Source organism: Nocardioides epinepheli (assembly GCF_037936805.1).
Taxonomy (GTDB): domain Bacteria; phylum Actinomycetota; class Actinomycetes; order Propionibacteriales; family Nocardioidaceae; genus Nocardioides.
In genome coordinates, this window is record NZ_JBBMMC010000009.1 from 221,143 (window position 1) to 242,526 (window position 21,384).

Below are 21,384 nucleotides of genomic sequence, written 5' to 3' on the forward strand. Positions count from 1 at the left end.
GAGGACGGTCACGAGGTTTCGTCGGCGCTGGCGGGCTCGTTCCTCGCCCCCAGCTTGCTCAACCTCCGAGACCTGCCCACCGCGCCGGAGGTTGAGCAAGCGAGCGCCAGCGAGCGTAGACGAAACCCCCGGCAACCGGCGCTGCCAACGTCCCCGAGGACGGTCACGAGGTTTCGTCGGCGCTGGCGGGCTCGTACCTCGCCCCCCAGCTTGCTCAACCTCCGACGCCGAAAGCACCGACGACGGAACCGCGGTCCGCGGTTCCGTCGTCGGTGGTGTGCTGGCGGGGTCGAGCCGGAGGGATCAGCTCCGGGTCGCGGTGCCCTCGACGTAGTCGGAGTCGTGCGACTTCACCCACGACATGAGCTTGCGCAGCTCGCGCCCGGTCTTCTCGATCGGGTGCGACTCGCCCTTCTTGCGGAACTCGGTGAACTCCGGCGATCCGTTGTCCTGGTCGCTGATGAAGCGCTCGGCGAACTTGCCGTTCTTCACGTCCTCGAGGACGGCGACCATGTTCGCCTTCACCTCGGGGGTGATCACTCGCGGGCCGGAGACGTAGTCGCCGAACTCGGCGGTGTCGGAGACCGACCAGCGCTGCTTGGCGATGCCGCCCTCGTACATGAGGTCGACGATCAGCTTGAGCTCGTGGAGGCACTCGAAGTAGGCGACCTCGGGCTGGTAGCCGGCCTCGGTGAGCACCTCGAAGCCGTACTGCACCAGCTGCGAGGCACCGCCGCAGAGCACGGCCTGCTCGCCGAACAGGTCGGTCTCGGTCTCCTCGGTGAAGGTGGTCTTGATGCCGCCGGCGCGCAGGCCGCCGATCGCCTTGGCGTAGGAGAGCGCGAGCGGCCAGGCGTTGCCCGAGGCGTCCTTCTCGACGGCGACGAGCACCGGGACGCCGCGGCCGTCGACGTACTCGCGGCGCACGAGGTGACCGGGGCCCTTGGGGGCGACCATGAACACGTCGACGCCCTCGGGCGGGGTGATGTAGTCGAAGCGGATGTTGAAGCCGTGGCCGAACACGAGGGTGTCGCCCTCGGCGAGCTGCGGCTCGATCTCCTCCTTGTAGAGCTTCCGCTGGTGCTGGTCGGGGGCGAGGATGACGATGACGTCGGCCTCCTCGGCCGCCTCGGCCGGGGTGAGCACCCGCAGCCCCTCGGCCTCGGCCTTGGCCCGGCTCTTGGAGTCGGGCTGGAGGCCGATGCGGACGTCGACGCCGGAGTCGCGCAGCGACAGCGCGTGGGCGTGGCCCTGGCTGCCGTAGCCGATGACGGCCACGTTCTTGCCCTGGATCAGGGACAGGTCGGCGTCGTCGTCGTAGAACATCTCAGCCACGAATCTTCTTCTCTCTTCGGTTGGGTTCAGCCCGCCACGGGCGGGACGGGGACGGTGACCGGGCGCAGGGTGCGCTCGGAGATGGAGCGGGTGCCGCGGCCGATCGCGACCTGCCCGGACTGGACGAGCTCGCGGATGCCGAACGGCTCGAGCATGGTGAGGAAGTCGGCGATCTTCCCGGAGTTGCCGACGATCTGCATGGTGACGGCGTCCGGGGAGATGTCGATGACCTTCGCGCGGAACAGCTGCACGGTGTCGAGGACCTGCCCGCGGGTCTCGGCGGTGGCACCGACCTTGACGAGCACGAGCTCGCGGTTGATCGAGGCCGCCGGGTCGAGCTCGACGATCTTGATGACCTCGACCAGCTTGTTGAGCTGCTTGGTGACCTGCTCCAGCGGCGACTCGTCCACGGCCACGACGATGGTCATCCGCGAGATCTCGGCGTGCTCGGTGGGGCCGACCGCGAGCGACTCGATGTTGAAGCCACGGCGGCTGAACAGCCCCGCGATCCGAGCCAGCACGCCGGGCTTGTCCTCGACCAGCACGCTGAGGGTGTGGCGGCTCACAGGGCGTCCTCCTCGAAGTCGGGCGCGAGATCGCGCGCGTACTTGATGTCGTCGTTGCTGGTCCCGGCGGCGACCATCGGCCACACCATCGCGTCGCGATGCACGCGGAAGTCGACGACGACCGGGGCGTCGTCGATGCTCATCGCCTTCTCGATCGTGGCATCGACGTCCTCGGGCCGCTCGCACGCCAGTCCGACGCAGCCGTAGGCGTCGGCGAGCTTGACGAAGTCGGGGATCCGCTTGCTGTGCAGGTCGGTGTTGGAGTAGCGCTCGTTGTAGAAGAGCGTCTGCCACTGGCGGACCATGCCGAGCGACTCGTTGTTGATGATCGCGACCTTGATCGGGATGTCGTTGATGGCGCAGGTGGCGAGCTCCTGGTTGGTCATCTGGAAGCACCCGTCGCCGTCGACGGCCCACACGGTGCTCTCCGGCTTGCCGACCTTGGCGCCCATCGCGGCGGGGACGGCGTAGCCCATGGTGCCCAGGCCGCCGGAGTTGATCCAGGTGTTGGGCTGCTCGTAGGAGCGGAACTGCGCGGCCCACATCTGGTGCTGGCCGACGCCGGAGGCGACGATCGCGTCGGGCCCGGCGATCTCGCCGAGGCGCTCGATGACGTACTGCGGGGCGAGTCCGCCGTCGGCGGGCCGGTCGTAACCGAGCGGGTAGCGCCCCTTGATGCCGGCCACGAGGGCGACCCAGCCCTCGTAGTCGCCGGTCTGGCCCTGCTCGGCGGCGGCCTGCAGGGAGGCGATGAGGTCGGTGAGCACCTCGCGCACGTCGCCGACGATCGGGACCTCGGCGTGGCGGTTCTTGCCGATCTCGGCGGGGTCGATGTCGGCGTGGATCACCTTGGCGCCGGGTGCGAAGGAGTCGAGGTTGCCGGTGACCCGGTCGTCGAAGCGCGCGCCGAGGCTGATGATCAGGTCGCTCTTCTGCAAGGCCGCCACCGCGGCGACCGTGCCGTGCATCCCGGGCATCCCGAGGTGCTGGGGGTGGCTGTCGGGGAAGGCCCCGCGCGCCATGAGGGTGGTGACGACCGGGATCCCGGTGAGCTCGGCGAGCGCGCGCAGCTCGGCCGCGGCGCCGGAGCGGATCGTGCCACCGCCGACGTAGAGGACCGGCTTGCGCGACTCGAGGATGAGCCGGGTCGCCTCGCGGATCTGCTTGGCATGCGGCCTCGTGACCGGGCGGTACCCCGGCAGGACCAGCTCGGTGGGCCACTGGAAGGTGGTGGTCGCCTGCAGCGCCGACTTCGCGACGTCGACGAGCACCGGGCCGGGGCGGCCGGTCGCTGCGATGTGGAAGGCCTCGGCGACACGCCGCGGGATGTCGGCAGGGTCGGTGACCAGGAAGTTGTGCTTGGTGATCGGCATCGTGATGCCGCGGATGTCGGCCTCCTGGAAGGCGTCGGTGCCGATCATCGAGGCGCCGACCTGGCCGGTGATCGCCACCATCGGGACCGAGTCCATGTGGGCATCGGCCAGCGGCGTGACCAGGTTGGTCGCACCCGGGCCGGAGGTCGCCATGCACACCCCGACCCGTCCGGTGGCCGCGGCATAGCCCTGCGCGGCGTGTCCCGCACCCTGCTCGTGACGCACCAGGATGTGGCGGATGGAGGAGTCCATCATCGGGTCGTAGGCGGGCAGGATCGCGCCGCCGGGGATGCCGAAGATCGTGTCGGCGCCGGCCGCCTCCAAGGCGGTGATCAGACTCTGTGCGCCGGTCATCGAGCCGGTGGTCGAGGCGGTCATACCGGGGTGTCCTTACTGGTCCGTGCGGGGTGGGGCGTGGGGTCGGGGCAACAAAAAACCCCTCGGCCCGTGGGCTGCGAGGGGGTGACGCGCTGGCGTGCTGGGAGGTCCCAGCGCCGTCGGCGCGTCAGGTGCGTACGAGAAGGCGGTGAAGCATGCCCTCACCGTAGCCGGTGCTCCTTCGTAACCCACGCCCCAGTGTGCCACTGTCCCAGATCGCGAGACGACTGTCCCGCCATTCGAGAGCTCCGGGTCGCGATCTCAGGCGTGGTCGCGCCCCAGCCAGGTCGTGACGCACGCCTTGTTGCCCTGGGCGTCGGCCAGCACCCAGAACGCCGGTGCCCGGGCCTCGCTCACCAGCGTGCCGCCGGCCTCGAGGGCGGCGCGGATGCGCGCCTCCGCGGTCTCGGGCGGCACCCGGAGATCGAGGTGCCAGCGCTGCCGCGGGGTCTCGTGCGCCTCGGACTCCTGCGCCCAGATGGTCGGCATCGTGCCGTCGGGGTCGAGGATCTCGAGGTCGTCGCGGCTGTCGTCGTAGCCGAGCAGCGCCGACCAGAACGGCTTGATCTCGGCGAAGTCCGCGGTGTCGAGTCCCAGCTCGAGCACGGAGGTCTCCCCCGGCTGCGGCTTCGCGCCGAGGCGCGCGGCGATCTCGCTGATGGCGCGGGCGAGCCGGACGTCGCGCTGGGTCACGCCGCCGACGTCGTGGCTGGTTAGCCTGACGTCGAGGCGCGGGTAGGTGAGGTCGAGGTCGGGATGGTGGTTCATCTCCTCAGCGACCCGGCCGATCTCGTTGACCAGAGCGAGACCGGTGGCGAAGTCGCCGGTCTCGAACCGGCCGTGCAGGGCGGCGAACAGGATCCGCCAGTCCTCGAGCAGCTCGGCCTCGACGTCGTGGCCGGTGAGGACGGTCTTGTCGGTCCGGGCCGCGCTGTGGTCGTCGCTGTGGTCGTCAGTGGTGTCGTCGGTCATGGCAGCAGGGACGCTCCGATCGGTCCGGGGTTGTAGGCGACCTCCCAGCGGAAGCCGTCTGGGTCGGCGAAGTAGCCGGTGTAGCCGCCCCAGTCGCGCTCCAGCGCCGGACCCACCTCGTCGGCTCCGGCGGCGACCGCCTCGGCCAGCACGCGGTCGACGTCCTCAGGGGTGGGCACGTTGTGGGCGAGCGTGATCGGGGCGACGCCGTCGTAGGCGGCGATCGGGCCGACCTCGCCCTCGAAGCCCGCGCGACTCCACAACGAGAGCATCAGGTGCTCGCCGGCGCGGAGCATCAGCACGTCGCCGTCTTCGAAGCTCGGCTCCCAGCCGAGGCCGTCGACATAGAACGCTCGGGTCGCCGCCACATCGGCGACCGCCAGGGTCACGAAGCTGATCCGCTGGTCCATCGCTTCGACCATACGCCCGCGTCGCGATCGCGCACCAGTAGCGCGCCCTGGTGCCGCTGGTGCCGCACTAGCGGTTGCGGCGCCAGATGCTGACGTTGAGAGCGGTCGCGAAGGCCGTCCAGCCGACGTACGGGGTCAGCGCCGCCGCGGCGAGGCGGTCCTGGCGCCCGGCCTCGCGCACCAGGGCGAGGTTGAGCCCGTTGAGGACCGCGATGGTGACCAGACCGGCGCGCGGGGACTGCCGGTCGAAGAAGGCCCAGCACCACCCGGCGTTGACCGCGAGATCGGCGGCGGTGAGTGCCAGGAGCCGCCCGCGCTCGTCCTCCGGCGCCTTGGCGATCGCGCGGCCGGTGCCCCAGGCGATGAGGCTGTACATCGGCGTCCACACGATCGGGAAGACCTCGCCCGGCGGCTGCCAGTCGGGCTTGTCGAGCTTGCGGTACCAGGCGGTGTCGGTCTTGGTGCCGCGGGTGCCGACGGCGGCTGCGATGGCGGTCAGGACACTGGTCTTGAGCAGTGGGCGCATGTGAACTGCCTACCGTGCCGGGGACGCTGCACGCAACGCGGCGAGCTGTCGACCGTCCGACCCGAAGTTGCCCGGATCGAGCCAGCGCCGGTGTGCCTCGCGGATCGCCGGCCACTCCGCGTCGGTGACCGAGAACCAGTCGGTGTCGCGATTGCGGCCCTTGACGACGAGGTGGTTGCGGAACCTGCCCTCGTAGGTGAAGCCCAGCCGGGTCGCGGCCCGGCGGGACGGCTCGTTGAGCGAGTCGCACTTCCACTCGAAGCGTCGATAGCCCAGCACGTCGAAGGCCCATCGCATGAGGAGATGCGTGGTCTCGGTGGTGGCCGGCGTGCGCTGGATCCCTCTGGCGTACAGGACGCCGGCGACCTCGACCTGCCCGTGCGCCGGCTCGATGCGCTGGAACGTGGTGATCCCCGACGCCGCGCCGCCGCGCGGGACCACCGCCCAGGCCTCCATCGCGTCGTTCGCGAGGTGCTGCTCGACATGCTCGGTCATCTGGTCCACATCCGCCGGCTGCTCGACGGTGCGGTAGGTCCACAGGTCGCGGCTGGCCGGGTCGCCCAGCGTCTCGAACAGCGATGCGGCGTGCTCGCGCCGCAGCGGCTCGAGGACCACGTGTGTCCCCTCGAGCACGACGGCGTGCGGCCACGGCCGCGACGTCCACTCGGGCACGGGTGCGCCCACCGGAAGCTCGGTCATCGCAGCAGTCTCCCGCACCTGCTCTGAGCCTGATCCTAGCCCCGGGGATTGACGCGGGCGGCAGACTCGGGGCATGACCGACACCGAAGCGATCGACCTGAGCGTACCGCCGAGTGGGCCTGGGTGCGTGGAGTGCGACGCCGCCGGCGGCTGGTGGGTGCACCTGCGCCGCTGCGCGGCCTGCGGGCATGTCGGCTGCTGCGACTCCTCGCCCAGTCAGCACGCCACCGCGCACTACGAGTCCACCGGGCACCCGGTGATGCAGAGCTTCGAGCCGGGCGAGGACTGGCTGTGGGACTTCGCCTCCCAGAGCGCGGTCGCGCTCCCCGACGGCGTCAGCCTCGCCGCCCCGACCTCGCACCCCGAGGACCAGCCGGCGCCCGGCCCCCGCGGGCGCGTGCCGCAGGACTGGCGCTCCCAGATCCACTGAGAGCGCCGCTCACTTCGCTCCTCCGGCCGGGGACCGCACCAGGGTCTCCTTCGCGAACAGCCACGGCACGACAGCGAGCAGGCTCACCAGCGCCGTGGTGGCGAAGGCCCACCGGAAGCCCCACTGGTCGGCGACGACGCCGACCAGGATCGGGCCGAGGATCGCTCCGGCGTCCTGCGCCATCTGGAAGGTGCTGAGCACCGTGCCTCCCGCGCGGTCGGCACCGATCACGTCGGCGACCGTGGCCTGCTGGCCCGGATTCACCAGGCCTGCGCCGACACCGGAGACGGCGGAGAGCACCAGGAGCGTGATCAGGTCGCCGCTGAGCCCGATCAGGCCGAGGCCGATCGCGGTGATCACCAGCCCCGCCAGGACGAGCGGGCGCCGTCCGAGGGTGTCGGCGACCCGCCCGGCGACCTGCAGGGTGAGCGCGGTCCCGAGCGCGGCGAGGGCGAGCGCGACGCCGGCGACCCAGGTCTCGTCGTGCACGACCACGGCGAACTGCGGCAGCACCGCCACCCGCACGCCGAAGTTGCACCAGCCGTTGGCGAACGCCGAGGCGAGCGCGGCCCGGTAGGCCGAGGACTCCAGCGCCTCCCGCACCCGCATCGGGGGCTTCTCCGAAGCAGTGCTCTCGGGGCGCAGTCGCGCCGAGGACAGCCGGACCCCGACGACCGTGGCGGCGACGACCAGGGCGCCGGCATAGGCGATGAACGGGACCCGCAGCCCGAAGCCGGCCAGAGCACCGCCCAGGACCGGGCCGAGCATGCCGCCGATGAGGAAGGCGCTGGCATAGGCCGATGAGACCCGGCCACGGATCGTCGGCGGCGCCAGCCGCACCAGGAGCGCCATCGCCGAGACGGTGAACATGGTGGAGCCGATGCCGCCGAGGCCCCGGAAGATCAGCAGCTGCACGTACGACTGGGCGAACGCCGTCGCCAGCGACGACGCCGCGACCACCAGCAGGCCGGTGAGGTAGACGGGTCGCTCGCCGAGCCGGGAGACCAGCGCTCCGCCGGCAGGCGCGAACAGGAGCCGGAAGAAGGCGAACGCCGAGACCACCACCGAGGCCGCCGCGACCCCGACGTCGAAGCTGCGGGCATAGGCCGGGAGCACCGGCGAGACCAGCCCGAAGCCGATCGCGATGACGAAGGCGGAGCCGACCAGCACCCGGATCTCGCCGGGGATCGGCGGACGGCTGGTCAGGTCAGACCGTCCAGCACGTCGCGCACGGTGTGGAGTCCGCGCTCCACCTCGGCGTAGGACGTCGACAGCGGCGAGAGCCCCAACCGGAGCCCGTGCGGGTCGCGGTAGTCGGGCAGGACGTCGCGGCGCCACAGCTCGGCGGTGACCTCGCGCATCCGCGGATGGTTGAGGGTGACGTGGCCGCCACGGCGCTCGGGGTCACGCGGCGAGGCGAGCGTGGTCTCGGGAAGCAGGTCGTCGGCGAGCGCGATGGCGTGCTCGGTGAGTCCGATCGACTTCTCGCGCACGGCCTCGAGGCCGGCCTCGTCGAGCAGGGCCAGCATGTCCTGCAGCGCCAGCATCCCCAGCACCGGCGGGGTGCCGGAGATCATCCGGCGGACGCCGCGGGCGGGGGCGTACCCGGGTCCCATCTCGAACGGGTCGGCGGCACCCATCCAGCCCTGGATCGGCTGGGTGAGCGGAGTCGCGGCGTCCTCGAGGAGGCAGCGCGCGACGTAGCCGAACGCCGGTGAGCCCGGCCCGCCGTTGAGGTACTTGTAGGTGCAGCCGACGGCGAGGTCGACGTCCCACGCGTCGAGCGACGTCGGTACGGACCCGGCGCTGTGGCACAGGTCCCACAGCACCAGCGCGCCCGCGTCGTGGGCGATCTCAGTGAGTCGGGGCGCGTCGGCCAGCCAGGCCGAGCGGTAGGCGACGTGGCTGAGCACCACCAGCGCCGTCTGCTCCCCCACGGCCTCGGCGAGCTGGTCGGCGGTGACCCCGGCGGCGGTGTCGACGTCGATCCAGCGCAGGGTGAGTCCGCACTCGCGGGCGATCCCTTCGGCGACGTAGCGGTCGGTCGGGAAGTTGTCGCGGTCGAGCACGATCTCGGTGCGCCCGGGGCGCAGCGCGACCGCCGCCCGCATGGCCTTGTAGAGCAGCACGGTCGTGGAGTCCCCGACGAAGGTCTGGCCCGCAGCCGCTCCCAGGCAGATCCGGCCGATCTCGTCGCCGAGCGTCACCGGCAGGTCGAACCAGCCCTCGTCCCACCCGCGGATCAGCCGGCCGCCCCACTCCTCGTCGACGAAGGCGCGCAGCCGCTCGCCGGTGACCTGCAGCGGGCGCCCGAGCGAGTTGCCGTCGAGGTAGACCAGCTCGCTGTCGGCGCCTACGAAGCGGTCGCGGTAGGAGGCGAGCGGGTCGGCGGCGTCGAGGGGATGCGAGGGATGGTCGGTCACCGGCCGAGGGTATCTAGGGAACCACCGATCAACGCCAGGACGGCGCCAGCCTCATTGACCAGTGATTCCCTAGTGGTAGACCAGCGACGTGGAGATCCGCCTGCTCGACCTGGCCGACAGCGAGGAGTCGTACCGACTCGGCGTGGAGGCGTTCGGCCCGCCACGGCCCGGCGCGCCGCCGTTCGAGGTGCCCGCCGAGCTGCCTCCGGGCCGCCATGTGTGGGGCGCCTTCGACCGCGGCCGCCTGGTGGGTCGCGTCGCGGGCCTGGAGTTCGAGTCGTGGTGGCACGGACGCCGCGTGCCGACGTGTGGCGTGGCGAGCGTGGCGATCGCCCCGGAGCATCGCGGGCGCGGACTGCTGCGACCCCTGTTCGCGGCGATGCTCGAGCAGTCGGCCGAGCGCGGCGAGGTCGTCTCGGCGCTCTACCCGACCGCGCACGGGATCTACCGTGGCCTGGGCTACGAGATCGTGACCTCCTACGACACCGTCGAGCTGCCCACGACCGAGGCGGCGCTCGTGCCCCGCCCCGAGGGCATCGAGGTGCGGCGCGCAGCGACCGCCGACGTCCCCGCGATCCGAGCGCTCTACGACACGTGGGCGGCCGCCCAGAACGGCCCGCTCACCCGCACCGGTCCGCGCTTCGGGGCCGGCGACGCCGGCCTGCTCGACGACTTCACCGGCGTGAGCGTGGCGGTCGACCCCGACGACCGGGTGCTCGGGTTCGCCTCCTGGGACCGCACCGGAGGCTACGACGCCAGCGGACGCATCGAGGTGTGGGACCTCCTCGGCGCCACCGGCGACGCCTACCGGGCGCTGTGGGCGATGCTCGGGACCAACCGCTCGGCCACCGGCTCAGTGTCGCTGCGCACCTCGGGCCACGACCCGGCGCGCCTGGCGCTGCCGAGCGCAGCGTGGCCGGTCACGCGGCGACACTCCTACATGCTGCGCCTGGATCACCCGGCCGCCGCGATCGCGGCCGTCCTCGGCGGTCACGCCGGCGGCTCGGACCCGATCGCACTCACCGTGCTGGGCGATCGGCTGCGCCCCGAGCCTCGCCACCTGGTGCTCGACCCGCGGGAGGGAACGTGCGTGGAGGTCGCGGACCAGCGCCCGGCGACGACCTTCACGGCGTCCGGGATCGCGCTGCTGTATGCCGGCGTCCAGAACTGCGCGAACCTGCGCCTGCTCGGGCTGTTGAGCGGCCCGAGCGAACACGACGGCGCTCTGGATGCGATCTTCACCGGGCGCCCGGTCCACATCCGCGACTACTTCTGAGCTCGCTCGGGCATTGGCGCGCCCGGCGCTCGACTCCGGCCCGTTCGGCGCAATTGCGCGGTTCGGGTCGGCTTTGGGGGCTCGGGTTGCGCCGTTCGGCGCAATTGCGCGGTTCGGGTCGGCTTTGGGGTCTCGGGTTGCGCCGTTCGGCGCAATTGCGCGGTCCGGGTCGGTGTGAGCGGGCTGCACTGCACCGTTCGGCGCAATTGCGCGGAATGGGTCGCGCAGCCGCCGCTCCGGATCTTCCGTTTCGGCGCGATCGCGCGGATCCGGAAGATTCGACGGAGCCCATCGGGCCGTCGGACAGCCGCGTCAGAGCGACGTCATCGCACCGATCGACGTGGCACCATTCGCCCATGAGCACCCAGGACGGTCCGCAGGAGCACGACCGGCCGGGTCCGCCTCCTCCCCCGCCGTACCCGCACCCCCCACACGACCAGCACCAGCCGCCCTACCAGCCGCCGCGCCCGCAGCACCCCTTCGTGCACGACCTCTCCGGCGTGCCGGGGCCCGGTGGCCGGATGGTCGAGGTCGACCCGGAGTCGGCCGGCTTGAAGCGGGTCGAACGACCGGGCTGGGCCCTCGCCTTCGCGGCCCTCGGCGTCGTGATCATCGGGGCCTCGCTCGTCTTCGACTGGGTCGAGGCTCGCCTGTTCGACTTCGCCGACGGCGGTCCCGGCCCGCGCAAGTACGCCGGTGCGTTCTCGGCGGTCGAGCACGTGGAGGAGACCACCGCGCGGGCGTCCGATCCCCCGGATCCGGGCTTCTGGGCCAATGCGGTCTTCGGCTGGCTCGGCGTGCTCCTGACGATCGCCTGCGTCCTGCTCGTCCTGGTCGCAGCCGTCGGCCTGCGTCGGGCCGGTCGCACCGCCGCGGTGCGGATCGGCGCCCTCGTCGCGATCGTCGCGACGTTCGCGGTGGTTGCCATCGGCTATGTCGACCTCGGCACCTCGTGGGACTTCGGCGGAGGTGGGAGCAGCAGCACTCCTACCGTCAGCTCCGGGGCACCCGGGGCTCCGGGCGAGCAGGAGGCCGAGTCGGAGGTGACCTTCGACGTCGAGCCGCACCTGGGCACCGCGGTGTGGGTGCTCGGAATGCTGGTGCTCGCGGTGGCGGCCATGCTCGGGCCACGGGTCGTCCTGAAGCTGCCCGACGGATCGACGGTGGCTGCGGACTCGCCGGCCGGGCACGGGTACCCGAGCGCCGGGGCCTTCGGCGCACCCGGCACGCCCGGGTACTCCGGAGCCCCCGTACTGACCAGACGCACCCAGCTGGTGGCGGTGGTCCTCGCCGCACTCGGCGCGGTGCTATGCCTGGCCGGCTACGGCTTCTTGAGCTGGAGCACCGGCGGTGGCGACACCGTCACCTTCAGCGACGTCGGCGAGGCCGCTCGCGACGTCGGCTTCGGCAGTGGGAAGGAGATCGCCGAGGCCTACTTCGCCTGGCTGGGCTGGGCTCTGCTGGTCGTCGCGATCGCCGTCGCGGTCATGGTCGCCGTCGGCCGCACCGGCCGCGCGAGCCCCAAGACGATGCGACCGATCCTCGCGATCGCGATGGGCGTGGCCGTTCTCGTCCACCTGGTCGCGATGTTCCAGTTCGAGGCCGAGCTGAGCATCGCCGTCGCCGCCGTCAGCATCGGTCTCGGCCTGTCCCTGCTCGGCGCCCTGCTCCCGCTGCGCACCACGGCCCGCGTCGTCGTCTAGCGACCCCGGGCGCGCCGATGGCCCCGCCAGTGGGTGGCGGGGTGGTCAGGGCTCCGCGTAGGCGAGTGGGACGGGGACCAACCGGAGGTGGTTGGCTGGTGCGTGGGTGCCGGGGTTTCGTCGGCGCTCGCTGGCGCTCGCTTGCTCAACCTCCGGCCGCTGAAGCAGGCCCGTCGCGGTCGGAGGTTGAGCAAGCTGACGGGTGAGGAACGAGCCCGACAGCGCAGACGAAACCCCCGCAAGCCTCCCTCGCGAACGTCCACACGGAGGGCTGCCGGGGTCTCATCGGCGCTCGCTGGCGCTTGCTCAACCTCCGGCAGCTGAAGCAGATCCGTCGCTGTCGGAGGTTGAGCGTTGCTCGGCGGTCGGAACCGTCGGTGGCAAGGTAGAGGCCATGTCTTTCTCGGGCGAACCTCCTCAGTGGCAGCCGAACCCCGCGCAGGGTCCGCCCCCTCCACCACCGCCTCAGCCTGGCTGGACGCCCCCGCCCCCGCCACCCCCGACCCGAGCCGCTGATCCCACGTTTCGTGAACGTCTGACCCACCCGGGGTGGGCGGTCTGGCTCCTGGCCGGCGGGCTGTTCGTCATCCTGATCGCAGTGACCAAGCAGTGGGTCAAGGCTCGGATCAACCTGGCGTACGAGGGCGACGAGAGTGGGCCCCTCAGCAACACCTCGGAACGCGCCGGCCTGCCCGATGCCACCAAGGCCGTGCGGAAGGTCTTCGACCAGACGCCCGACATCATCGAACCCGGCGGGTTCGCGAATGCGTTCTTCCCGGGTGTGGCCATCGCCGTCACGGTGATCTGCATTCTGCTGTCGCTCGCCGGGGTGCTCGGTCCACGCCGGTCCGTGGTGACCACGATCGCTCGGATCGCGCTGCCTGTGGCCGTGGTGGCGGCGATCGCGCTGACAGTGCTCGCCTACTTCAACCTCGGATTCGCCCTGGGCAGTGACAAGGTGGATCCGCCGCCGGTCGTCGGCGGTGATGGCCAGAGCGCGTCAGAGGCACCGCCGCTGGCCTACTTCTATGCCTCGGTGAGACCCGAGTCGGGTCCGTACTGGTGGGTCGCCGGCCTGGTCCTGCTCGCGGCCGCGGTCATCGTCGGCCCGCGGAAGACGATCCAGAGGCGAACCTCAGATCCAGCCCGGTACCCGCATCTCGCGGCCGGCCAGTACCCCGGTCAGTTCGAGCCCGGCCAGTACGCACCCGGTCCTCAGGGCCAGGGATTCCCGCCGCCCGGCTACCCGCCGCGCCCGGTCGCCGCCCGCCCGGCGGTGGTGATCGCCGGCATCGCGGCGCTGCTGTGCTTCGCCGGCTACGCGTTCCTGTCGTGGACCGGCACCAGCCAGACCGTCACCTTCTCCGACCTCGGCAAGGCGGCACGCGACGGCGGCTTCGGCTCGGGGAAGATCTTCGCCGAGGTCTACTTCGCCGGCGTGGGCTGGCTGTTCCTCCTCGCAGCGATCGGGATCGCGGTGGTGCTCTACCTCGGACACACCGGCGCACTCGACCCGCTGCGCTGGCGCCGCCGCCTCGGCGTCACTGCCACCGTGGCGCTGGCCTTCCACGTCGTCGCGATGGTCCAGCTCGACGCCGACGGCTTCGGCATCGGCGTGTTCGCCGTCACCGCCGGGCTCATCGCCCTCGTCGTCGCGGCCTGGCTGCCGCCGCGCCCCGGATACCCCCAGCGGGCAGGAGCTATCCGGTGACCGCGCCGTGGGCGGCGGAGGCGACCGTGCGGGCGTACTTGCCCAGCACCCCGCGGGTGTACTTCGGCGGCAGCGGCTCCCAGCCGACCTTGCGCGACTCGAGGTCGTCGCCGACGAACTCCACCTCGAGGCTGCGGTTGAGCACGTCCAGGGTGATCCGGTCGCCGTCTCGCACGAACGCGATCGGACCGCCGTCGACCGCCTCGGGTGCGACGTGGCCCACGCACAGGCCGGTCGTACCGCCCGAGAAGCGGCCGTCGGTGAGGAGCAGGACGTCCTTGCCGAGGCCGGCTCCCTTGATGGCGCCGGTGATGGCGAGCATCTCGCGCATGCCGGGACCGCCCTTGGGGCCCTCGTAGCGGATCACGACGACGTCGCCCGCGGCGATGGTGCCCTCCGCCAGTGCGTCCATCGCGGCCCGCTCGCCGTCGAAGACGCGCGCGGTGCCGGTGAAGACCGACTCGTCGAAGCCGGCCGACTTCACCACCGCGCCCTCGGGAGCCAGCGAGCCCTTGAGGATCGTGAGCCCGCCGGTGGCGTGGATGGGCCGGTCGAGGCTGCGCAGGACGTCGTCGTCGAGTGCCGGCGGGGCGAGGTCCTCCAGGTTCTCGGCCATCGTCCTGCCGGTGACGGTGAGGCAGTCGCCGTGCATCAGGCCGGCATCGAGCAGCGCCTTCATGACCACGGGGATGCCGCCGATCTTGTCGACGTCGTACATGACGTACTTGCCGAAGGGCTTCAGGTCGCCCAGGTGCGGCACCTTGTCGCCGATCCGGTTGAAGTCGTCGAGGGTCAGGTCGACCTCGGCCTCGCGAGCCATCGCCAGCAGGTGCAGGACGGCGTTGGTGGAGCCGCCGAGCGCCATCACGACGGTGATGGCGTTCTCGAAGGCCTCCTTGGTCATGATCTGGCGGGCGGTGATGCCCTGGCGCAGCAGGTTGACCACGGCCTCCCCCGAGCGGTGGGCGAAGCCGTCGCGGCGCCGGTCGACCGCGGGCGGGGCGGCGGAGCCGGGCAGGGACATGCCGATCGCCTCGGCGACCGCGGCCATCGTGTTGGCGGTGTACATGCCTCCGCAGGCGCCCTCGCCGGGACAGATCGCGCGCTCGACGCGGTCGACCTCCTCGCGGGTGATCTTGCCGGCCAGGCAGGCGCCGACCGCCTCGAAGGCGTCGATGATCGTGACGTCGTTGCCGTCGACCTGGCCGGGCATGATCGAGCCGGCGTAGAGGAACACCGAGGCGAGGTCGAGCCGGGCGGCGGCCATCAGCATGCCGGGCAGGGACTTGTCGCAGCCGGCCAGCAGCACCGAGCCGTCGAGCCGCTCGGCCATCATCACGGTCTCGACGGAGTCGGCGATGACCTCGCGCGAGACCAGCGAGAAGTGCATGCCCTCGTGACCCATCGAGATGCCGTCGGAGACCGAGATCGTGCCGAACTCCAGCGGATACCCCCCGGCGGCGTGGACGCCGTTCTTGACCGCCTTGGCGAGCCGGTCGAGCGAGAGGTTGCACGGGGTGATCTCGTTCCACGAGGACGCGACGCCGATCTGCGGCTTCTCCCAGTCGTCGTCGCCCATGCCGACCGCGCGCAGCATCCCGCGCGCGGCGGCCCGCTCCAGGCCGTCGGTGACGTCGCGCGAACGCGGCTTGAGGTCGGGCTGCTGCGAGGAGTCGGCGGCGTCGTTCATGCCCCCGAGGATAGGGCTCTCCCCCACGCGGCCGGCCGGCGTGTTCAGGCCTCGGCCACCGCGCGGAGCCGGGCCAGGCCCTTCTCGAAGTCCTTCCCGACCAGGCGATCCATCGAGACCACCTTCCCGAGCACGCCCATCAGGCCGTGCTGCTCGCCCGACATCGCCCAGGTGACGTCGGTGCCGGTGCCGTTCGCCGTGGGCACGACGGTGAAGGTGACGTCGTTGGTGGCCCGGAACGGCTTGAGGAAGCGCAGGACCAGCGATACTCGCTCGGGCGTCGACTCGGTGATCTCCATCGAGCCGGCGCCGGCCTTGCGGTTGCCGGTCCAGGCGTAGTGGGCGCCGACGCCGTGCTCGGCGCCGGAGTAGGTGCGCTCCAGGTGGGGGTCGAGGTCCTCCCACGGTGACCAGGTGGGCCACTCGTGGAAGTCGTTGACGAGCCGGTGCACGAGCGCCGGGTCCGCGGCGATCGTCGTGGAGCGGCTCACGTGGTAGGTGGTCGCCATGGCCGCATCGTGGCACAGATCGGGCCTGGCGCGGATCGGTCGCCTCCGCTACCTAGAGTGATCGGATGCCGCGCCCGTCCCCTGTCGTGCTGGTGCTGATCGGCATCGCGTCGGTGCAGGGCGGTGCCGGCATCGCCAAGACCCTCTTCGACGACGTCACCCCCACGACGATCGTCTGGCTGCGGCTGGTCACCAGCGCGCTCGTGCTCGTGGCGATCGCCCGGCCGAGCCTGCGCGGCCGCAGCAGGCGGGATCTGCTCGTCGTCGTCGGCTACGGCGCCAGCCTGGGGCTGATGAACTGGGCGATCTACCAGTCCTTCCAGCGGATCCCCCTCGGGATCGCGGTCACCATCGAGTTCATCGGCCCGCTGACGCTCGCCGTCCTCGGGTCGCGGCGGCTGGCCGACCTGCGCTGGGTCGCGCTCGCCGGAGTCGGGGTGGTGCTCCTCGGCCTCGAGCGCACCGCGCTCGACCTGGTCGGCGTGCTCTACGCCCTGCTCGCCGGCGCGATGTGGGCCAGCTACATCCTGCTCGCCGGATCGCTGGGACGGCGCTCGCAGGGCCTGGACGGATTGGCGCTGGGCAGCGTGGTGGCCACCGTGCTGCTCACCCCGGCGCTGCTGGTCGACGTCGTCGTCCACGACGCCGGCGACGGACTCGCCGATCCGAGGATCCTGTTGCTGGGTGCGGCGGTCGGCCTGCTCAGCTCGGTCATCCCCTACAGCTGCGAGCTGGTCGCGTTGCGCACGATCGCTCCGGCCGTCTTCGGCATCCTGATGAGCCTGGAGCCGGCCGCGGCTGCGCTGGCCGGCCTGCTCGTGCTCGGCGAGACGCTCTCTGCGGTCCAGTGGCTCGCGGTGGGATTCGTGATCGCGGCGAGCATCGGCGCGACCCGCCGGCGCGGCACCCTGGCCGACCCGGTGCCCGACTGAACGGTCCCTGTGAGTTCACCCAAAAGTAGCGTCGCGGTGCAGCCAGGGCCCGCTGGGCCGCGTAGCGTCGAACCCATGTCACGTGCCTCCTCCCCTCTACCCGGCCGGTGGGGCGGCATGGTCCGCCGGGTCGCCTCGTGGCCGGTCAGCTCCCAACAGGGCGCGCGACGCAATGCCATGCTCGCCGCCACCTCGTGCGCTCACCGCCGAGCCGAGCGCCAGGAGGTCTCCGACTTCCTCGCCGACCGCTACCGCGACCCGACGGGCGGCCAGAGCGCCGAGGACGCCGGGAGCGCCGCCACGCGCCGGGCGCACTGACCCACGCACCGAGGGGGCGTGCGGCACAATCGCCGCATGCTGACCTCCGCCCCGCGCACCAGCGCGGCGACGTCCGTCTCGCACTGCGACGTCCTGTCCGACGACGGCACCCGGGTGCGGGCCTGGACCAACGACCCCGACGGCGTCCTCGCTGCCGCGGGGGCGCCCACCGTCGTGCTGTGCAACGGCCTCGGCACCAATCCGTGGTGCTGGCCGGCGCTGCTCGATCCGGACTGCGGCGTCCGAGTCGTCTCGTGGTACCACCGCGGCGTCGGCGGCTCGGAGCGGCCGAGGGATCGCAGTCACGTCGACATCGCCCACTTCGTCGCCGACGGCCTCTCGGTGATGGATCACTTCGGGCTCGAGCGGCCGGTTCTGGTGGGCTGGTCGATGGGCGTCAACACCATGTTCGAGATCGCCGCCCGGCACCCGGAGCGGGTGGCCGGACTGTTCGCGGTCGCCGGGGTGCCCGGAGACACCTTCTCCACGATGCTCGCGCCGCTGGGTGTGCCTCGCCCGGTCGCGCGGGCGGTGACCGTGGGCCTCTCGCGCGCCCTGTCGGTGTTCGGCGCACCGTTGTCGCCGGTGGCCCGCAACCTGCCAATCGGGCGTCGGGCGGTCGGGGTGCTGTCGCACTCCGGCTTCATGCTCCCGGTGCGCGACCCCGACGTCGTCGCGGTCGCCGTCAAGGACTTCCTCTCCACTCCCATCGACTGGTACTTCCACCTGGCCCTCAGCACGTCGCGGCACGCCCGCGTGTCCCTGAGCGGGATCGACGCACCGGCCTGCTTCGTGGCCGGGCGCTACGACATCCTCGCCGGATCCCGAGACCTCGCGACGGCGGCCGAGCGGATGCGGGACGCCGAGTACGTCGAGCTCCCCACCTCCCGCTTCATCGGATGGGAGCGCCCTGAGGAGCTGCACGCGCTGCTGCTCGAGTTCCTGGCCAAGGTCGGCTGATGCGCCGCCTCTCCTGGGCCGTGCCGGCCGTCGTGACGTGTGCCCTGCTCGCCGGTTGCGGCAGCGACGAGTCCGACGACCCTGCCGACGAGCAGAGCGCGCCGACGTCCACCTCGACCCCGCCGCCCACCACCTCTGAGCCTTCGGGGCCGTCGGGACCGTCTAGCACGCCCGGCGGAGAGTCGCCGAGCACGGCACCGTCGATGGATCCCACCACCATCGCCACCGACCTCGAAGCGCCGTGGGGCATGGACTTCTTCGCCGACGGCGACGCCATCGTCACCGAGCGCGACACGCGGCGGGTCCTACGGGTCACACCTGCCGGCGAGGTCACCGAGCTCGGGGTCGTGGCGGAGGCGGAGCCGACCGGCCCCGGCGCGGAGGACGGCCTTCTGGGGGTCGCCCTGTCGCCGACGTTCGAGCGCGACCGGCTCGTCTACCTCTACTTCACCACCGCCGAGGACAACCGGGTCGTCCGCACCACGCTGGAGGACGACCGCCTCGGCACCGACCTCGAGGTGATCCTCGACGGCATCCCGAACGCCGCGCGCCACGACGGCGGCCGACTCGAGTTCGGCCCCGACGGCTACCTCTACATCTCCACCGGCGAGACCGCCGATCCGCCGCTGGCCCAGGACAAGGAGTCCCTCGGCGGCAAGATCCTGCGGGTCACCCCCGACGGCGACCCGGCGCCGGGGAACCCGTTCGGCACCGCGGTCTACTCCTACGGACACCGCAACGTGCAGGGACTCGCCTTCGACGACGCCGGGCGGCTGTGGGCCTCGGAGTTCGGCGACCAGACCTGGGACGAGCTGAACCTGATCGAGGCCGGCGGCAACTACGGCTGGCCCGAGGTCGAGGGCAAGGGCGGGGCGCCGACCTACGTGGACCCCCAGCAGACCTGGGCGACCGACGACGCCTCGCCGTCCGGACTGGCCTACGCCGACGGCTCGCTCTGGATGGCCTCGCTGCGCGGCGAGCGGCTGTGGCGGGTCACCGTGGAGGGCAAGCGCGCGGTCGACCCGCGCGACTACTTCGTAGGCAAGTACGGCCGGATGCGCACGATCGCGGTCGCCCCCGACGGCACGCTGTGGTTCACCACCAGCAACCGGGACGGCCGCGGGACCCCGGCCGAGGGTGACGACCTGATCCTCCAGATTCGGCCCGAGGCCTAGTGCCGCGTCCCAGAAGTTCTTGGACGGTTCGCGCCACCATGGCACGCACCTCGCGGCACCGGGGATCCTTGGAAGACGCCCGGTATGACTGCGGATCCCCGGCCCCCCGAAGCACACACCCATGAAGACGCCAACCGATCAACAACTTCCGAGACGCGACACTAGTCAGGAGCCCTCGCTTTCGGCGGCCGGCTCGCGCAGATGCGCGGTGAGGGTCTGCATCTGAGCGGTGAGACCCGCCAGCCCGGGAACGTCGAGCCCGGAGCAGCGCAACAGCGTGCGGGTGAGCTCGGCGGTCCGCGGGTAGAGCGCGGAGCCTTCCGGGGTGAGCTCGACGACGACCTGACGCTCGTCGGTCTCCGAGCGGCGCCGGGTGACCAGACCGGCCGCCTCGAGGCGCTTCACCGCGGGCGTGATCGTGCTCGGCTCCAGGGCGAGCCGCTGGGCGATCGCGCTGATCCCGGGGCCGTCGTCCTCCCAGAGCGTGCTGAGCACGAGGTACTGGGTGTAGGTGATGCCGAGCTCGTCGAGCAGCGGCTTGTAGAGCCGCTGGACCGCGATGGACGCGGAGTAGATCGAGAAGCACAGCTGCGCATCGAGCGGCACCGGCGCGTCGCTGGCTGGATCGGTGTGGTCGTTCATCTCGCCTCGGGTGGTGTGGGGGCCGGCGGCCAGTATCGCGGCTGCGCAGACAGCCCGGCGATGGGGGCTTTACAGGTCCTGGACGGATGCGATACAACTTCGTTATCGCGATAAACGTTATCGCACAAATCGAAGGGATGTGGAAGCCATGGCACTCACCGAGGGTGGCGTGAAGAACGTCGTACTGGTCCACGGCGCGTGGGTCGACGGCTCAGGCTGGCAGGGGGTCCACGACGACCTGACCGCGCGCGGGTACAACGTCCGCGTCGTGCAGCACCCCACCGCCTCGCTGGCCGACGACGTCGAGTACGTCAAGCGGGCGCTCGCCCGACTGGACGGCCCCGCCGTGCTCGTCGGCCACTCCTACGGCGGCGTGATCCTCTCCGAGGCCGGCAACGACCCGCGCGTCTCCGCCCTGGTCTACGTGACGGCGTTCGTGCCCGAGGCCGGCGAGTCGGTGCTCGACCTGATCGCCGACCCGCCCGCCGGCTCGCCGGTCCCCCCGATTCTCCCGCCCGAGGACGGCTTCCTCTACCTCGATCGCGAGAAGTTCCCCGCCTCCTTCGCCGCCGACCTCTCCCCCGAGGACGCCCGCTTCATGGCAGACGCGATGCCTGGGTGGGGCGTGGCTGCCGCCGAGGCCAAGGTGAGCGACCCGGCGTGGAAGTCCAAGCCGAGCCACTACCTCATCGCCCGCGACGACCAGATGCTCGCCGAGCCGCTCCAGCGCCGCATGGCCGAGCGCGCCGGCATGCCGATCGTCGAGGCCCCCGGCAGCCACGCCGTCTACGTCTCCCAGCCCGCCACCGTCGCCGACCTGGTCGAGATCGCCGCCCACGCCGGAGCCTGAGCCCCGGCCCGCCTCGGAGGTTGAGCAAGCCGGGAGGGCGAGGAACGAGCTCGCCTGACGACCGAGTGCCGACGAAACCCTCGCGAGCCTCCGGAGGTTGAGCAAGCCGGGAGGGCGAGGAACGAGCCCGACCGGCGCCGACGAAACCTCCCAAGCCTCCCTCGGGAACGCTGGCAAGGACGGGTGCCGGGGTTTCGTCGGCGCTCGCTGGCGACGGCGAGACGATACCCTCGCGAGCCTCCGGAGGTTGAGCAAGCCGGGAGGGCGAGGAACGAGCCCGACCGGCGCCGACGAAACCTCGCAACCGGCCTCAGGAACCCTGGCAAGGACGGGTGCCGGGGTTTCGTCGGCGCTCGCTGGCGCTCGCTTGCTCAACCTCCGGCCTCGCGTTGGCAGCGCCGGTTGCCGGGGTTTCGTCGGCGCTCGCTGGCTGTTGTGGGTAGGGAGGTTGGTGACAGCTCGGCGTGGCGGGGTGGGTAGAGGGCCTTTCCGCGTGTTCGGTGTGT

Annotated in this window: 21 protein-coding genes; 9 read left to right on the top strand and 12 right to left on the bottom strand. The window is 71.7% G+C overall.

The annotated features are described in order from the left end of the window. Positions 1 to 303: 303 nt before the first annotated feature. From ilvC to WMR31_RS14285, 7 genes are all read right to left on the bottom strand, one after another. Positions 304 to 1,335, bottom strand: a complete 1,032-nt coding sequence (ilvC, locus tag WMR31_RS14255) for a ketol-acid reductoisomerase (protein WP_340539520.1) — start codon at positions 1,333 to 1,335, stop codon at positions 304 to 306. A 26-nt stretch (positions 1,336 to 1,361) separates the two neighbouring features. Then, a complete protein-coding gene (ilvN, locus tag WMR31_RS14260; protein WP_340539521.1) occupies positions 1,362 to 1,901 on the bottom strand; it encodes an acetolactate synthase small subunit in 540 nt (179 codons plus the stop codon). Further along, positions 1,898 to 3,652, bottom strand: a complete 1,755-nt coding sequence (locus tag WMR31_RS14265; protein WP_340539522.1) for an acetolactate synthase large subunit — start codon at positions 3,650 to 3,652, stop codon at positions 1,898 to 1,900. The genes ilvN and WMR31_RS14265 overlap by 4 nt, the downstream gene beginning before the upstream one ends. 261 nt (positions 3,653 to 3,913) lie before the next feature. After that, positions 3,914 to 4,624, bottom strand: coding sequence for a 4a-hydroxytetrahydrobiopterin dehydratase (locus tag WMR31_RS14270; RefSeq protein WP_340539523.1), 711 nt, complete (start codon positions 4,622 to 4,624; stop codon positions 3,914 to 3,916). Then, positions 4,621 to 5,034: a VOC family protein gene (locus WMR31_RS14275; RefSeq protein ID WP_340539524.1), complete on the bottom strand. Its 414-nt coding sequence runs from the start codon at positions 5,032 to 5,034 to the stop codon at positions 4,621 to 4,623. Before WMR31_RS14275 ends, WMR31_RS14270 begins: the two co-directional genes overlap by 4 nt. A gap of 67 nt (positions 5,035 to 5,101) precedes the next feature. Then, positions 5,102 to 5,560 (bottom strand): TspO/MBR family protein, encoded by a 459-nt coding sequence (locus tag WMR31_RS14280; protein WP_340539525.1) that lies wholly within the window; start codon positions 5,558 to 5,560, stop codon positions 5,102 to 5,104. 9 nt (positions 5,561 to 5,569) lie between these two features. After that, positions 5,570 to 6,259: a GNAT family N-acetyltransferase gene (locus tag WMR31_RS14285; protein ID WP_340539526.1), complete on the bottom strand. Its 690-nt coding sequence runs from the start codon at positions 6,257 to 6,259 to the stop codon at positions 5,570 to 5,572. A 73-nt stretch (positions 6,260 to 6,332) separates the two neighbouring features. Here WMR31_RS14285 and WMR31_RS14290 point away from each other — a divergent pair, with 73 nt between their 5' ends. Continuing rightward, positions 6,333 to 6,689 (top strand): UBP-type zinc finger domain-containing protein, encoded by a 357-nt coding sequence (locus WMR31_RS14290; protein WP_340539527.1) that lies wholly within the window; start codon positions 6,333 to 6,335, stop codon positions 6,687 to 6,689. Positions 6,690 to 6,698: 9 nt separating this feature from the next. On the opposite strand, the gene WMR31_RS14295 is transcribed toward WMR31_RS14290, so the two are convergent. Both WMR31_RS14295 and WMR31_RS14300 read right to left on the bottom strand, forming a co-directional pair. Further along, complete coding sequence (locus WMR31_RS14295) at positions 6,699 to 7,859, bottom strand: MFS transporter (protein WP_340539528.1); 1,161 nt, start codon at positions 7,857 to 7,859, stop codon at positions 6,699 to 6,701. Between the two features lie 32 nt (positions 7,860 to 7,891). Next, positions 7,892 to 9,112 (bottom strand): kynureninase, encoded by a 1,221-nt coding sequence (locus tag WMR31_RS14300; protein WP_340539529.1) that lies wholly within the window; start codon positions 9,110 to 9,112, stop codon positions 7,892 to 7,894. 88 nt (positions 9,113 to 9,200) lie between these two features. Here WMR31_RS14300 and WMR31_RS14305 point away from each other — a divergent pair, with 88 nt between their 5' ends. From WMR31_RS14305 to WMR31_RS14315, 3 genes are all read left to right on the top strand, one after another. Beyond that, complete coding sequence (locus WMR31_RS14305; protein WP_340539530.1) at positions 9,201 to 10,388, top strand: GNAT family N-acetyltransferase; 1,188 nt, start codon at positions 9,201 to 9,203, stop codon at positions 10,386 to 10,388. Positions 10,389 to 10,744: 356 nt separating this feature from the next. Continuing rightward, positions 10,745 to 12,091 carry a hypothetical protein gene (locus WMR31_RS14310; protein ID WP_340539531.1) on the top strand — a complete coding sequence of 449 codons (1,347 nt, stop codon included), beginning with the start codon at positions 10,745 to 10,747 and terminating at the stop codon, positions 12,089 to 12,091. A gap of 598 nt (positions 12,092 to 12,689) precedes the next feature. Continuing rightward, positions 12,690 to 13,802 (top strand): hypothetical protein, encoded by a 1,113-nt coding sequence (locus tag WMR31_RS14315; RefSeq protein ID WP_340539532.1) that lies wholly within the window; start codon positions 12,690 to 12,692, stop codon positions 13,800 to 13,802. Here WMR31_RS14315 and ilvD read toward each other — a convergent pair. Then, positions 13,792 to 15,492: a dihydroxy-acid dehydratase gene (ilvD, locus tag WMR31_RS14320; RefSeq protein WP_340539533.1), complete on the bottom strand. Its 1,701-nt coding sequence runs from the start codon at positions 15,490 to 15,492 to the stop codon at positions 13,792 to 13,794. The two genes, WMR31_RS14315 and ilvD, sit on opposite strands and share 11 nt — an antisense overlap. A 44-nt stretch (positions 15,493 to 15,536) precedes the next feature. After that, entirely contained in the window at positions 15,537 to 16,001 is a 465-nt protein-coding gene (locus WMR31_RS14325; protein WP_340539534.1) for an SRPBCC family protein, read from the bottom strand. A gap of 65 nt (positions 16,002 to 16,066) precedes the next feature. On the opposite strand from WMR31_RS14325, the gene WMR31_RS14330 reads away from it, so the two are divergent. From WMR31_RS14330 to WMR31_RS14345, 4 genes are all read left to right on the top strand, one after another. Continuing rightward, positions 16,067 to 16,933, top strand: a complete 867-nt coding sequence (locus WMR31_RS14330) for an EamA family transporter (RefSeq protein ID WP_340539535.1) — start codon at positions 16,067 to 16,069, stop codon at positions 16,931 to 16,933. 75 nt (positions 16,934 to 17,008) lie between these two features. Next, entirely contained in the window at positions 17,009 to 17,251 is a 243-nt protein-coding gene (locus tag WMR31_RS14335) for a hypothetical protein (protein ID WP_340539536.1), read from the top strand. A 36-nt stretch (positions 17,252 to 17,287) separates the two neighbouring features. After that, the gene (locus tag WMR31_RS14340; RefSeq protein WP_340539537.1) at positions 17,288 to 18,211 is read left to right on the top strand and encodes an alpha/beta fold hydrolase; all 924 of its coding nucleotides are present in this window, start codon (positions 17,288 to 17,290) and stop codon (positions 18,209 to 18,211) included. Beyond that, positions 18,211 to 19,386, top strand: coding sequence for a PQQ-dependent sugar dehydrogenase (locus WMR31_RS14345; RefSeq protein WP_340539538.1), 1,176 nt, complete (start codon positions 18,211 to 18,213; stop codon positions 19,384 to 19,386). The genes WMR31_RS14340 and WMR31_RS14345 overlap by 1 nt, the downstream gene beginning before the upstream one ends. 165 nt (positions 19,387 to 19,551) lie before the next feature. Here WMR31_RS14345 and WMR31_RS14350 read toward each other — a convergent pair whose 3' ends face one another. Beyond that, on the bottom strand, positions 19,552 to 20,028 hold the full coding sequence (locus WMR31_RS14350) for a MarR family winged helix-turn-helix transcriptional regulator (RefSeq protein WP_340539539.1): 477 nt from the start codon (positions 20,026 to 20,028) through the stop codon (positions 19,552 to 19,554). A 148-nt stretch (positions 20,029 to 20,176) separates the two neighbouring features. Between WMR31_RS14350 and WMR31_RS14355 the strand changes: the two genes are divergently transcribed. Next, positions 20,177 to 20,878, top strand: coding sequence for an alpha/beta hydrolase (locus WMR31_RS14355; protein WP_340539540.1), 702 nt, complete (start codon positions 20,177 to 20,179; stop codon positions 20,876 to 20,878). The last annotated feature ends 506 nt before the right edge of the window (positions 20,879 to 21,384 follow it).